The organism is Serinibacter arcticus, from assembly GCF_003121705.1.
In the GTDB taxonomy this organism is placed as follows: Bacteria; Actinomycetota; Actinomycetes; order Actinomycetales; family Beutenbergiaceae; genus Litorihabitans.
Genome location: NZ_PYHR01000002.1, coordinates 3,556,969 through 3,570,331, shown reverse-complemented (window position 1 = coordinate 3,570,331; position 13,363 = coordinate 3,556,969). Strand labels below are relative to the sequence as shown.

Below are 13,363 nucleotides of genomic sequence, written 5' to 3'. Positions count from 1 at the left end.
GGGACTCACCGCACGTAGTCGAAGTGCCAGTACTCCTTGTAGCGACCGTCCTCGCGGTGCCACGGCATGAGCTCCCAGCCGTAGGCCGGACCGTTGGTCCGCAACCAGGTGTGGATCGTCGAGCCGAACCCGTACCGCGGTCCCTCGAGGAAGTCGATCGCGAGCCCCCAGCCGTGCGGTGACGTGCCGACGGCCGCGACGATCGGGGCGGTGATCGTGTCGAGCACGACCTGCTGGTCCGCCTGGGTCCGGTAGGTGGAGTACCGCCAGTCGTCGATGGGGAGGTCGGTCCCGAACCGCGCGGAGTAGGCGCGGTTGAACCCGACGAGGTCGTTCAGCGCCCGGCAGTGGATGCGGTGGGTGGGCATGAACGGGATGACGCACATCTCCCCGTCGATCCGTCCGTTCTCCGCGCGGTACTGGCCCGAGTACGGCGCGGGGCGACCGGCCGGCCACGGGGAGGACGCCCCCGCGGGCAGCACGGTCGGGGCGGGGCGACCGACGGCCGACCACTCGGCGTGGCTGATCTCGCGCTGCACCATCGGACCCGCGTACCAGATCGAGCTCTGGGTCGAGTAGCGCTCGTACCGGTGGTCCGCGAGCGCCGTCACCGGCCGGGGCGTCGGGAAGTTCTCGCGACGCCAGCCCGCGTAGTCCAGCGGTTCGCCGCGGCCGCTGGCCAGGTCGGTCATCCGAAAGATCTCGGGGCCCCACGTGAGGGAGACGAATCCCTCGTTGCGACGGACGTCGGGGGCGCGGTGCCCCATCGCCGCCCACTCGGCCGGCGTCAGCCAGCGGTAGGTGCCGTCGGGGGCGATCACACCGATCTGGTCGTTGGTCGCCCACCGGTAGACGTAGGACCCCTCGACCCAGCCGACGGCGGCCGGCGAGGGCCGTCCGACGCGCACCCAGGCGTCGTACCCGACCTGACGCCACGTCCACGAGGCCGGCACATCGGGGTCCCAGCGGGTCACTGAGGAGATCCCGGTGCTCCACGCGTAGCCGACGTAGCTCGTGGGGGCGGGCTGCGGGGAGGGGCGACCGAGATCCACCCACTCGGAGTAGGTCAGGTGGCGGGCCGTGCCCGCGCTCACCCGGTAGATCTCCCCGGTGTGCTCGATGGCGTAGACACCGTCGGCCACCGGTACGGCCGAGGCCGGAGCGGTCGGGAGGGCGAGGCCGAGGGTCCCGGCCAGGACCAGGGCGAGCACGAGGGCCAGTCGGTGCCGGGGGGACGTGCGGACCACGGGAAACCTCCTACGGCGCGGGACACCCACGCTAGTCGGACGTGGCGAGAGCGCATCCGGGGCCGCCCGCGACGTCGGGTCCCGACGTGCCGCCGGCCGGCCCGACGGCGCCCCGCCCGGTGATCGGGCGGGTCGCCGTCGGGACGTCGCCAAGGCGCCGTCCGAGCGTCCGAGCGTCCGAGCGTCCGAGCGACGTCAGACGAGGCTGGGCTCGCCCCGCTCCTGCCGTTCGGTCGTGGCGGCGTCGAGCTCGGCGCCCTCGACGTCGAGCTTCGGCAGACGGTGGAGCCAGCGCGGCAGCCACCAGGTGCGCTCCCCGAGCAGGGCCATCGCGGCGGGCACCAGGACCATGCGCACGACGAAGGCGTCGAAGACGATCCCGGCCGCGAGCGCGAAAGCGATGGACTTCAGCGTGGCGTCGGCGCCGGGGAAGAATCCGGCGAACACGGCGAACATGATCACGGCCGCGGCGACGACCACCGGCGCGGTGTGGCGGAAGCCCGCCTGCACGGCCGCCGTCGTCGCCAGTCCCCGCCCGTGCATCTCGTGCATGCGCGAGACCAGGAAGATCTGGTAGTCCATCGCGAGGCCGAACAGGATGCCGATCATGAGGATCGGCGTGAGCGCGATCAGCGGCCCGGTCGCCTCGATCTGGAACAGCGAGCTCAGCCAGCCCCACTGGAAGATCGCCACGGAGGCCCCCAGGGCCGCGCCGATCGAGAGCAGGAACCCGAGCACGCCGAGCAGCGGCACCACGAGCGAGCGGAAGATCAGCACGAGAAGAACGAACGCGAGCCCGACGACGAGCGACAGGTAGAGCGGCAGCGCCTCGTTGACGGCGCGGGTGACGTCGACGCCGATCGCCGTCTGGCCGGTGACGTACACCGCGCCGTCGGTCTGGGCGTGGACCAGCTCGCGCAGGTCCCCCACGAGCGCCTCGGTCTCCGCACTCGTCGGTCCGTGCTCGGGCAGGACCGTCAGCAGCGCGGCGTTCCCGGTGGGGTTGGGCACGGGACCGGCGACGGAGGTGACACCGGGGAGCTCCCCGATCGCGGCCACGGCCGCCGCCGCGTCCTGCCCGGACCCGGGACCCTCGTAGAGCACCGTGAGCGGACCGTTGAAGCCCTCGCCGAACGCGTCGGCCAGCAGCTCCTCGGCCCGGTCCTGCGTGCTGTCCGGGACCGGGGCGACGATCAGGGTGGTCCGCAGGTCGAGCGCGGGGACGGCGAGCACGGCCAGCACCCCCACGCTCAGCAGCAGCGCGGGCAGCCGGCGCCGTGTCACCAGGCCGATCCAGCCGCGGTAGAAGCCGCGACCGCGGGCGGCGGCCGGGCGGTCCTGCTCGCCGGCGGGTGCGTTCACGGGGCCGGGTGCGGTGTCGGCCTCGGTCGCGCGCTCGCGTCGCGGGAGGGCGCGGCGGCCGAGCAGGCTCAGGCACGCCGGGACGAGGGTGGTGGCGACCAGGACGGCGATGACGATCGTGGCGCTGGCCGCGACCCCCATCTGGGCCAGGAACGGGATGCCGGTGACGAACAGGCCCACGAGGGCGATGACGACGGTCAGACCGGCGGTGACGACGGCGGAGCCGGCCGTGGCGACGGCCGTCGCCACCGCTGCGGCCACGTCCGCGCCGCCGCGCAGCTCGCTGCGGTAGCGGCTGATGATGAAGAGCGCGTAGTCGATGCCGACGGCGAGGCCGAGCATCGAGGCCAGCAGCGGTGTGCTGGCGGACAGGTCGAGGAAGCCCGTCGCGATCTGGATGCCCAGGACGCCGACGCCCACGCCCACGAGCGCGGTGGCCAGGTTCATCCCCGCGACGCCGAGGGCGCCGTAGGTGAGGACGAGCACGATGGCAGCCACCACGATGCCGATGAGCTCGGCCGAGTGACCGCCGACCTCGGCCTGCGCGGCGTCCCCCGTCATCTCGACGACGAGCCCGGCCTCGCGGCCGGCGTCCAGCGCCTCGGCCAGGGCCACGCGCTGGTCGGACGTCAGGTCGGTGGTGCCGACGTCGTAGGTGACGGTGCTGAACGCCGTCGAGCCGTCGGGCGAGACGGTGGCGGTCGCCGCCTCCAGCGGGTCCGTGGCGGCCACGACCCCGGGCAGCCCGGCGAGCCGGTCGACGAGCGCCGCGACCCCCGCGGCGTTGGCCTCGCTCGTGAGGGGACCGCCGTCCTCGGTCGCCACGACGACGCGGGCGGAGGCCGTGCCCGTACCCGACGAGCCGAACTCCCGGACGAGGACCTCGGTCGCCTCGGTGGACTCCTGGCCCGGCAGGGAGAACGACGTGGTCGTCTCGCCGGACAGCGTGGCGGCGCCCATCCCGGCGCCGGCCAGGACGAGGAGCCAGACGATGATGACGGGCACGCGACGCCGGTGGGTCCCGGTGCCGAGACGGTGCAGGAGACGGGCCACGTCAGCGCCCCTTCCGGTGCGGGGCGACGGCGTGCGGGGCGACGGCGTGCGGGGCGACGGCGTGCGGGGCGACGGGCGGGACGGGCGGGACGGGCGGGGGCGGTGAGGCCGATCGAGTCATGCCCTCCAGCCTCCGCACGCGGGGCCGCGCGCACATCGGCCTGCCGGGCGGACCTGCGGCGCGGCCCTCGTCCGCGCGGTCGAGCGCCGCGTGGTCCGCGCGGACGACGACGGCGACGTGCCCGACGGCGGGGCGCACCGCCGTCGCCGTCCTCCACCGCTGTCCCCGCCCCGCTCCGCCGCCCTCCGGGGCCGCCGACCGACGGCGCCGCGCCCCTCGGCGTCACTCCTGAGGATGAGGCCGACCGGCCCCACCCGGCTCCTGCGGCCGATGCGAGCACGGGGAACGTCGAGTCACGCTGGACGCATGCAGCAGAGCCCGGCCCCGCCCCGTCCTCGACCGCGGTGGCGGGACCTCGAGCCCCGCACGGAGGAGGTCCGACCCCGGTCGGTGACCGTGCTCCGCGACGCCGGACCGGTGATCGCGCTGGGGGTGTTCGAGGTCGTGCTGTGGCGCTCGGCCGTCGAGCCGCCGCCGGCCTGGCTCGGGGTGCTCGTGCTGGGTCCGCCTCTGCTGACGGCGCTGGGCCGGCACCACCGGCCGGTGGCCGCGTTCGCCGCCACCGCCGCCGGGGCGGTGCTGGCGTTCGTGGCGGCGCCGACCTCGAGCGAGGCGGTCACCGCGGCGGCGCTCGCGCTCGTGCTCTGCCTCGTTCCCGTCGTCGAGCGGGCCTCCAACGCGCTCGCGCTCGCGGCCGTGGGGGTCACCGCCGTCGTCTCGCTGGCGCCCCTGCTGCGCCCGGAGGCGAGCACGGGCAACCCGGTCCTCACCCTGCTGTCGCTCGCCGCTGCTGCCGTGCTGCTGGGGCGCAACCGCCGGGGTCGGCGGAGCGAGCTGGCCCTGCTGCGGGAGCGGGCCGACACGGCCGAGCGCACGCAGCTCGCCCTCGCCAGGACGGCGGTCGCGGACGAGCGGCGGCGCATCGCCCGCGAGGTCCACGACATCGTGTCCCACAACATCGCGGTGATGACGAACCTCGCCGACGGTGCCACGGTCGCCCTCCGCCGGGTCGACCCTCCCGCCCGGACCCTCGCCGCCATCGAGGCGATCGCCGGGACCGGACGCGAGGCGATGGCCGAGATGCACGCCCTCCTGGGGGTCCTGCGCGAGCCCGACGAGGCCGACGAGGCGGACGAGCCCTCGCGGCCTCCCGCCCCGGCCTCGGCCAGCTGCCCGACCTCGTGGCCCAGGTGCGCACGGCCGGGCTCGAGGTCACGCTCGTCACCGAGGGTGATCCCGTGCCCGTGAGCGGCGGCACGGCGCTGACGATCTACCGGCTCGTCCAGGAGTCGTTGAGCAACACCCTGCGGCACGCGAGCGAGGCACGCTCCGCCGTCGCCACGGTGCGGTGGGGTGCGGACCAGGTCGTCGTCGACGTGGTCGACGACGGGCGCGCCCCGATCCGTGCGGGGCTCGACGCCGGGCGCGGCGCCGGTCGCGGGCGAGAGGCCGGCGGCCACGGTCTCCTCGGCATGCGGGAGCGGGTGCACGCGCACGGCGGCTCGCTGCGCACGGGACCCGACCCCGACGCGGGGTGGCGGGTCACCGCGCAGCTGCCCGTCACGGCGTCGCACCCGGGGAGCGCCTCGTGACCACCGTGCTGCTGGTCGACGACGAACCCCTGAGCAGGCTGGGCCTAGGCATGGTGCTGGCGGGGGCGGAGGGCATCGAGGTCGTGGGCGAGGCCGACGACGGCGCGAGGGCGGTGGAGCTCACCCGGCGGCTGCGGCCCGACGTCGTCGTCATGGACATCCGGATGCCCGGTCTGGACGGCGTCGAGGCGACCCGGCAGATCCTCGGCTCGGGATCGAGCAGCCGTGTGCTGGTCCTGACCACGTTCGACCTCGACGAGTACGCGTTCGCCGCGCTGCAGGCCGGCGCGAGCGGGTTCCTGCTCAAGACCTCTCGTCCGGAGCAGCTGGCCGAGGCGATCGCCACGGTGGCCAGGGGCGAGGCGGTCGTCGCCCCGCGCATCACGCGACGGCTCCTGGACACCTTCGCCGACCAGCTGCGACCGCCGGAGGCCGCCGAGCCCGACCCGCGGCTGGCGCGGCTGACCCAGCGCGAGCGCGAGATCCTCGTCGAGCTGGCCACCGGACGGTCCAACGCCGAGATCGCCGCGCACCTGATGGTCTCCGAGTTCACGGTGAAGTCGCACGTGGCGCGGGTGCTGAACAAGCTCGAGCTGCGGGACCGGACCCAGGCGGTCGTGCTGGCGTTCCGGGAGGGCCTGGTGGGGTGAGGCGCGTGTCGCGGGAGCGCGGTGAGGCCGCGGTGGAGCCCCCTATCGGATTCGAACCGATGACCTGCTGTTTACAAGACAGCTGCTCTGGCCAGCTGAGCTAAGGAGGCACGCCCGGTCGCTGCCGGGCCCGGCCATTCTGCCAGACCGCCCACGCTCCCCCGCCGGAGCGGAACGCCGGCGGCAAACGCCGAGACCGATCCGTCGCAGCCGAGACCGAGCCGGTGCGGCTCGGTCTCGACGCGGACGGATCGGTCTCGGCGTCGTCCTCGGGTTCAGATCACTCGGAGACGTCTCCGGCGCCCTGCTCGGTGAGGTAGGCGGCGAGCGCGCCGGCGTTGTAGTAGTTCACCGTCTCGGGCAGGTTGTCGCCGTCGATCTTCACCGTCGGGGTGCCGCGCACGCCCTCGCGGTTGGCCTGGCTCGTGCCGACGCCGACCCACTCGTTGTAGGTCCCGGCGGAGAACGTGTCCGCGACCGACTGCGGGACCCCGACCTCGACGGCGATGGCGGCCATCTCCTCGTCGCTCAGCCCCGCGGTGTTCTCCTCGGGCTGGTTGACGAACATGGCCTCGACGAACGCGACGAAGTGCTCCGGCGAGTCGTTGGCGACCGTGGCGGCCGCGTTCGCGGCGCGGGTGGAGAAGTTGGTGCCCTGCGAGAGCTGGTCCAGGTTCGACATGATGTGGTAGGTCACCGTCAGGTCACCGGCCGCGCGCAGCTCCTCGAGGTCGGCCGCGTTGGCCTCCTCGAAGTCGCCGCAGTAGGGGCACATGAAGTCGACGTAGACCTGCATGACGGGGGCGCCGTCGTTGACGGTGCCGGCCTCGCCCTCGGCGCCGACCGTGATGCCGGCGTGGTTGTCGGCCGTGCTGGGCGCGTTGCCGTCGAACGCGTCGAGCAGCGTCCGCTGGGACTGGCTCCAGATGACGATCCCGACGGCGACGACGAGCACGACGATGCCGCCGAGCACACCGATCAGGATGTTGCGGCTGCGCTTCTCGCGGGCGTCCTGCGCGCGGCGCATCTTCTCGGCCTGGGCGCGGGCCGCTTCGCGGCGGGCGTCCTTGGTCTGCTTCGCGGACTGCTTGGGGGTGGACATGGGGGCTCCTTCGAGGAGGGGAGAGTCAGGGAGGGGTGAGGTGTCAGGCGGCGAGCGGCGGGGCCCGCAGGCCCACCACCGACGAGGCAGCACCCCGCACCGCCCCCACGACCGCCGTCGCCCCGCTGAGAGCAGCGCGACGCACGACGGCGACCACGTGCCCCGGGGCCCGGCGCCCCGGAAGGACCGCCTCCAGCAGGCGCGCCACGAGCGAGGTCGCCCGCGCCACGACGGTGCCGAGGCCGGCGAGCGCCCCCATCCCGGCCAGGTGGGCCGCGAGGGTGGTCAGCGCCACCGTGCCGACGACGGCGAGCACGCCGCCCTCGTCGAGGGCCGCTCCGCTCGGGCAGTCGGCCGCGGGGCGCAGGAGGAGCAGGTGGGCGTCCCCGAGGAGTCCCACGGTCGGGACGCAGGCCCGGACCTGGACGAACCCGGCAGCCACGACGACCCACAGCGACGCGAGCAGCACGCCGGCAGCAGCCAGCGCGAGCGATCGACGAGGGGTCACGGCGCGAGTCTACGTCGCCCCGCCGTCGGGCACAGCCCGACCGCCGTCGGTCGATTCGGTGCCCGTCAGTTCACCGGGCCCGAACCGCTGAACGTGTCGGGGTCGGAGAACCGGGTCGGCTTGATCCCCATCGTCGCGTTGATCGCGTAGGTGATCGCCCAGAGCACGACCCCGACGACGAGGATCACCCCCGCGACCGTGTACTGGAGCGGATCGCGGCCGGCCAGCGGCGTCACGAGGTAGAGGCAGGTCACGGCCCCGAGCACGGGGATCGCCGTGGGCGCCCGGAAGGCCCCCTCGGGGGTCGGGTCCCGCCGGAGGATGAGCACGGCCGTGTTGACCACCGTGAAGACGGCGAGCAGCAGCAGCGCGGTCGTCCCGCCGAGCACGCCGATGACGTTGGACTCGGGGTTGAGCGACACCGCCGTGATCAGCGCCAGCGCCAGCACGGTCGTGAAGATGATCGCGACCCACGGCGTCTGCCGCTTGGGGTGGACCTTGCCCAGCAGGGGCGGCAGCACCTTCTGGCGGGCCATGCCGTAGATCAGGCGGCTGGCCATGAGCATGTTGATCAGCGCGGAGTTGGCCACGGCGAACATCGAGATGAACGGCAGGATCGTGTCGATCGGCAGGTTCGGCGCCCCCGCCCTGACCACCTCCACCAACGGGGTCTCGCTCGCGGCGAGGTCCCCCACGGGGACGAGGGCGACGGCGACCACCGCGACCGCGACGTAGATGACGCCGGTGATCGCCATGCCCGTGAGCATGATGCGCGGGAAGATCCGGGCCGGCTCCTTGGTCTCCTCGGCCATGTTGACCGAGTCCTCGAAGCCGACCATCGCGAAGAAGGCGAGCGACGTCGCCGTCGTGATCGCCAGGAAGACGCTCTTGTCCTCCGGGGTGTCGAACGCGACGACGCGCGAGAAGTCCGCCTTCCCCAGCGCGGTCAGCCCGACCATGATCACGAGGAGCAGTCCCGAGAGCTCCACGAGGGTGAGCACCACGTTCGCCTTGACGCTCTCCCCGACGCCGCGGAAGTTCACGACCGCGATCAGCGCCATGAAACCGGCCGCCACCACGAGGATCTGGCCGGGCTCGGCCTCCCAGCCGATGCCGACGGCGAAGTTCGACGCGAACGCGCGCGACGCCGTCGAGGCCGAGGTGATGCCTGAGCTCATCACGATGAACGCCACGATGAACGTGACGAAGTGGATGCCGAACGCCTTGTGCGTGTACAGCGCGGCCCCGGCCGCCTGCGGGTACTTCGTGACGAGCTCCAGGTAGCTGAACGCCGTCAGCGTCGCGACGGCGAACGCGATGAGGAACGGCAGCCACGCGGCGCCGCCGACCTCGCCGGCGACCTGGCCCGTGAGGGCGTAGACACCGGTGCCGAGGATGTCCCCGACGATGAACAGGAGCAGCAGCTTGGGGCCGATGGCCCGCTTCAGCTCGGTCGGCGGCTCGTCCGGAGCATCCGTCCGGGTGACCTCAGGGCTGGACATGACCGCACCACCTCCACGGGCGCCGGTCTCGCCGGTGAGGCCGGTCGCTGTGCCCAGAGTGCTCCCCCGAGGTGACGCTGTCGAGGTTCACACGCCTGGACGTGCAGCGACCCCGCGGTCGGGGCGCGGATCAAGATCCGCGCGCGCCCGAACCGCGGGGTCGCGCCCGTCAGTGGGGCCGGGCGGTCAGAACCCCTGCGCCAGACGGAAGTACGCCGCGTTCCAGCGCAGCTCCTTCTTCAGACCGCGGATCGTGGTGTCGTCGTCGATCAGCACCAGCTCGGTGCGGGCGATCTCGGAGAAGTCCTCCCACGCCTCGGCGCCCACGGCCGTCGACATCACGGTGTGGTGCGCGCCGCCGGCCATGAGCCAGGCCTGCGCCGACGTGCGGAAGTTCGGCTGCGGGACCCACACGGCGCGCGCGACGGGCAGGTTGGGCAGCTCGGCGTCGGGCTCGACGACGTCGACCACGTTCGCCACGAGGCGGAACCGCTCGCGCATGTCCGAGAGGGCGACGACGATCGCGGGGCCGGTGTCGGTGTTGAAGACGAGGCGGACCGGGTCGTCCTTGCCGCCGATGCCGAGTTCGTGGACCTCGAGCGAGGGGCGGTCCGTGGTGAGCGACGGGCAGACCTCGAGCATGTGGGCGCCGAGGATCTTCTGCTTCCCGTCGGCCATCTCGTAGGTGTAGTCCTCCATGAGCGAGGCGCCGCCGGGCAGGCCGTGGCCCATCACCTTGGCCGCGCGGACGAGGATCGCCGTCTTCCAGTCGCCCTCGGCGCCGAAGCCGTAGCCCTCGGCCATGAGCCGCTGGACCGCGAGGCCCGGGAGCTGCTTGAGGTCGCCGAGGTCCTCGAAGCTCGTGGTGAAGGCGCCGAAGCCGCCCTCCACGAGGAACGAGCGCATGCCCGCCTCGATCGCGGCGCCGTCGCGCAGGCTCTGGTGGCGCGGGGCGCCGGGGAGGAGCTCCGGGGCGACGTCGTACTCGGCGATGTACGCCTCGATCAGGGCGTCGACCTCGGCGTCGGTGACGGCGGCGACACGGGCCGCGACCTCGTTGACGCCCCAGGTGTTGACCTGGACGCCGAAGACGCGCTCGGCCTCGGTCTTGTCACCCTCGGTGACGCCGACGAAGCGCATGTTGTCGCCGAAGCGGGCCAGCTTGAGGCCGCGCACGTGCGCCCACGCCGTCGCGGCGCGCGCCCAGGTGCCGATCTCCTCGCGGACGAACGACTGCGACGCGTGGCCGACGACCGTCTTGCGGGCGACGCCGAGGCGCGAGGCCATGTAGGCGAACTCGCGGTCGCCGTGGGCGGCCTGGTTCGTGTTCATGAAGTCCATGTCGATCTCGCCCCAGGGCAGGTCGACGTTGGCCTGGGTGTGCAGGTGGAGGAACGGCTTGCGCAGCGCGTCCAGGCCCGTGATCCACATCTTCGCCGGGGAGAACGTGTGCATCCACGCGATGACGCCGACGACGGCGGGGTTCGCGTTGGCCTCGGCGGCGACGGCGCGGATCGCCTCGGTGTCGGTGAGAAGGTCCTTGAAGACGACCTTCACCGGGATCTCGGCGCTGCCGTCGAGGTGACCGACGATCGTGCGCGAGTTCTCCTTCACCTCCTCGAGGGTCTCGGGGCCGTAGAGGTGCTGGCTGCCGGTGAGGAACCAGATCTCCCGGCCCGCGAACGGGTCGAGGGTGGTGGGGTTGGTGGGGGGAACGCTGCTCACGTGGGGTCTCCTGGGGGTCGGGATGGTCGGGCGGGAGTGGGCGTCAGCGCCCGTAGACGTTCTGGTAGCGGTCGTGGAGCGAGTCGATGTCGCTGCGCTCCATGGCGACCGGCTCGCCGAGCTGGCGCGAGATGTGGACCGTGCGGGCCACCTCCTCGACCATGACGGCGGCCTTCACGGCGGCCCTGGCGTCCTTGCCGATCGTGAACGGGCCGTGGTTGGCCATGAGCACGGCGGGGCTGCGGGACTCGCGGAGCGTCTCCACGATGCCGCGCCCGATCGAGTCGTCGCCGATGAGCGCGAACGGGCCGATCGGGATCTCGCCGCCGAACTCGTCGGCGATCATCGTCAGCACGCACGGGACGGGCTCGCGGCGCGCGGCCCACGCGGTGGCGTAGGTCGAGTGCGTGTGGACGACGCCGCCGACCTCGCTCATGTGCCGGTAGACGTACGCGTGCGCGGCGGTGTCGCTGGACGGCGAGCGCTCGCCGTCGATCAGGGTCCCGTCCAGGTCGCACACGACCATCGACTCGGGCGTGAGCTCGTCGTAGGTGACGCCGGACGGCTTGATGACCAGGAGGTCCTGGCTGCCGTCGGCGGCCTCGCCGCGCACGCGCTGGCTGACGTTGCCGGCGGTCCAGACCACGAGGCCCCAGCGGGGAAGCTCGGCGTGCAGGGCCGCGACGTCGACGCGGGCCTTCGCGACGGCGTCGCGCAGGTTCTCGGGGATCGTCCCCATGGTGGTGCTCCTCGTTCTCGGGTGGGGGTGGTGTGGCGGCGGGTCGGACGATGCGTCGGAGAGCCGCCGGAGGGTCGGTCAGACCGCTGCGATGGCGGCGCGCTCGATCGCGAGGCCAGCCTCGTAACGGGCGAGGAAGGAGGCGTAGCCGACCATGTCGTCCGCCTCCGGCTCCACCGTGACGTGCTCGGCACCCGCGAAGACGCGCTCGTCCAGGTAGGTCGCGAGCGTGGGGACGGCGTCCCCCGCCTCGCGGGCGGCCGCGACCGCGCGCTGGTGGGCGGCCAGGACGGCGATGCCCCAGGCACCGCCCTCGCTGGCCGTCTCGCCGACGGCGACCGCGGTGCCGACGGCGGCGGCGAGCAGTCGCTGGGCCACGCCGGCGGTGCGGAACAGGCCGCCGTGCGCGAGCAGCGCGTCGACCTCCACGCCCTCGCGCTCGAGGATGCGCATCCCGAGGCTGAGCGTGCCGAACGCGCCGTAGACCTGCGCGCGCATGAGGTTGCCGAGCGTGAGGCTGCTGTCGGGGGTGCGGACGATGAGCGGTCGTCCCTCGGGCAGGCCCGTGACGGGCTCGCCGGCGAGGTAGTTGTAGGCGAGCAGCCCGCCGCCGTCGGCGTCGCCCTCCAGCGCCTCGGCGAGCAGCGCGGCGAACACGGTGTCGCGGTCGGCGCCGTGGCCGAGCGCCCCGGCGAAGCGGTGGAAGACGTTCGCCCACTCCCCCAGCTCGCTGGCCCCGTTGTTGCAGTGCACCATCGCGACGAGGTCGCCGACGGGCGTGGTGACGAGGTCGATCTCGTGGTGGACGGCCTCGAGCGGCTTCTCGAGCACGATCATCGCGAAGATGCTGGTGCCGACGCTGACGTTGCCCGTGCGCGGGGCGATCGCGTTGGTCGCGACCATGCCCGTGCCGGCGTCGCCCTCGGGCGGGCAGAGCGGGATGCCGGCCTGGAGCGTGCCGCTCGGGTCGAGCAGCGCGGCGCCCTCCGTCGTCAGGGATCCGGCGTCGGCGCCGGCCTCGAGCGAGGCCGGGAAGAGGTCGCGCACCGAGGGCAGGTCCGACCGGTGGGCGGCGATGCGCTCGTCGAGCTGCGCGAGCAGGGTGGCGTCGTAGTCGTGCGTGGCCGGGTCGATCGGGAAGATGCCGGACGCGTCCCCGACCCCGACGACCTTGCGGCCCGTCAGACGCCAGTGGACGTAGCCGGCCAGCGTCGTCACGTGCGCCAGCGAGGCGACGTGCGCCTCGTCGTCGAGCACCGCCTGGTACAGGTGCGCGGCGGTCCAACGCATCGGGATGTTGTGGCCGAGCGCCTCCGTCAGCTCCGTGGCGGCTGCCTCGGTGCTGGTGTTGCGCCAGGTGCGGAACGGGACGAGGAGCTCGTCGCTCGCGTCGAACGCCAGGTAGCCGTGCATCATCGCGGAGATGCCGATGCCGCCGACCGCGGTGGGCCGCACGCCGTGACGCTGCTCGGCGTCGTCCAGCAGGCCGGTGACGCTCGCGGCGAGGCCGGACCACACCTCCTCCAGCGAGTAGGTCCAGACGCGGTCGAGGTACGTGTTCTCCCAGGCGTGGCTGCCGGTGGCGAGGACCTCGTGGTCCGGGCCGATGAGGCAGGCCTTGATGCGGGTGGAACCGAGCTCGATGCCGATGGTGGTGCGGCCGGCGGAGAGCGCCTCGCGCGCGGCGTGCTGCGCGTCGGTGGCGGTCGGGCTGGTCGTCGCGGCAGGGCTGCTCGCGGCTGAGGCTGTCATCTGTGACCCT

11 protein-coding genes and 1 tRNA gene are annotated in these 13,363 nt (G+C 73.3%); 3 read left to right on the top strand and 9 right to left on the bottom strand.

Translation table 11 applies throughout. The features are described from left to right. Positions 1–5: 5 nt before the first annotated feature. Together C8046_RS15890 and C8046_RS15885 are read right to left on the bottom strand one after the other, a co-directional pair. A complete protein-coding gene (locus tag C8046_RS15890; RefSeq protein WP_109230279.1) occupies positions 6–1,247 on the bottom strand; it encodes a M15 family metallopeptidase in 1,242 nt (413 codons plus the stop codon). A gap of 195 nt (positions 1,248–1,442) precedes the next feature. Next, a complete protein-coding gene (locus C8046_RS15885; RefSeq protein WP_109230278.1) occupies positions 1,443–3,662 on the bottom strand; it encodes an MMPL family transporter in 2,220 nt (739 codons plus the stop codon). A 427-nt stretch (positions 3,663–4,089) separates the two neighbouring features. On the opposite strand from C8046_RS15885, the gene C8046_RS15875 reads away from it, so the two are divergent. Genes C8046_RS15875 through C8046_RS15865 form a run of 3 tightly spaced genes read left to right on the top strand, consistent with a single transcriptional unit; the run spans position 4,090 to position 6,025 of the window. Next, on the top strand, positions 4,090–5,031 hold the full coding sequence (locus C8046_RS15875; protein ID WP_158277239.1) for a sensor histidine kinase: 942 nt from the start codon (positions 4,090–4,092) through the stop codon (positions 5,029–5,031). Continuing rightward, on the top strand, positions 5,022–5,375 hold the full coding sequence (locus C8046_RS18530) for a sensor histidine kinase (protein ID WP_158277238.1): 354 nt from the start codon (positions 5,022–5,024) through the stop codon (positions 5,373–5,375). Before C8046_RS15875 ends, C8046_RS18530 begins: the two co-directional genes overlap by 10 nt. Beyond that, complete coding sequence (locus C8046_RS15865) at positions 5,372–6,025, top strand: response regulator (RefSeq protein ID WP_109230992.1); 654 nt, start codon at positions 5,372–5,374, stop codon at positions 6,023–6,025. Before C8046_RS18530 ends, C8046_RS15865 begins: the two co-directional genes overlap by 4 nt. Before the next feature lie 33 nt (positions 6,026–6,058). Here the strand turns inward: C8046_RS15865 and C8046_RS15860 are convergent. From C8046_RS15860 to C8046_RS15830, 7 genes are all read right to left on the bottom strand, one after another. After that, positions 6,059–6,135, bottom strand: a tRNA-Thr gene (locus C8046_RS15860). Positions 6,136–6,305: 170 nt separating this feature from the next. Next, on the bottom strand, positions 6,306–7,127 hold the full coding sequence (locus tag C8046_RS15855) for a DsbA family protein (RefSeq protein WP_109230274.1): 822 nt from the start codon (positions 7,125–7,127) through the stop codon (positions 6,306–6,308). Between the two features lie 43 nt (positions 7,128–7,170). Beyond that, on the bottom strand, positions 7,171–7,635 hold the full coding sequence (locus C8046_RS15850) for a hypothetical protein (protein ID WP_146197186.1): 465 nt from the start codon (positions 7,633–7,635) through the stop codon (positions 7,171–7,173). Between the two features lie 65 nt (positions 7,636–7,700). Next, positions 7,701–9,137: an APC family permease gene (locus C8046_RS15845; protein WP_109230272.1), complete on the bottom strand. Its 1,437-nt coding sequence runs from the start codon at positions 9,135–9,137 to the stop codon at positions 7,701–7,703. Positions 9,138–9,323: 186 nt separating this feature from the next. After that, on the bottom strand, positions 9,324–10,862 hold the full coding sequence (araA, locus tag C8046_RS15840) for an L-arabinose isomerase (protein ID WP_109230271.1): 1,539 nt from the start codon (positions 10,860–10,862) through the stop codon (positions 9,324–9,326). 43 nt (positions 10,863–10,905) lie between these two features. After that, positions 10,906–11,601, bottom strand: a complete 696-nt coding sequence (locus tag C8046_RS15835; protein WP_109230270.1) for an L-ribulose-5-phosphate 4-epimerase — start codon at positions 11,599–11,601, stop codon at positions 10,906–10,908. A 78-nt stretch (positions 11,602–11,679) separates the two neighbouring features. Further along, on the bottom strand, positions 11,680–13,353 hold the full coding sequence (locus C8046_RS15830) for a xylulokinase (RefSeq protein WP_109230269.1): 1,674 nt from the start codon (positions 13,351–13,353) through the stop codon (positions 11,680–11,682). Between the last annotated feature and the right edge of the window lie 10 nt (positions 13,354–13,363).

Bases quoted from the DNA above. Each gene is read 5' to 3' on its own strand.
- C8046_RS15875 (WP_158277239.1), top strand. From the start codon at position 4,090: ATGCAGCAGAGCCCGGCCCCGCCCCGTCCTCGACCGCGGTGGCGGGAC.
- C8046_RS15855 (WP_109230274.1), bottom strand. From the start codon at position 7,127: ATGTCCACCCCCAAGCAGTCCGCGAAGCAGACCAAGGACGCCCGCCGC.
- C8046_RS15845 (WP_109230272.1), bottom strand. From the start codon at position 9,137: ATGTCCAGCCCTGAGGTCACCCGGACGGATGCTCCGGACGAGCCGCCG.
- C8046_RS15835 (WP_109230270.1), bottom strand. From the start codon at position 11,601: ATGGGGACGATCCCCGAGAACCTGCGCGACGCCGTCGCGAAGGCCCGC.
- C8046_RS15830 (WP_109230269.1), bottom strand. From the start codon at position 13,353: ATGACAGCCTCAGCCGCGAGCAGCCCTGCCGCGACGACCAGCCCGACC.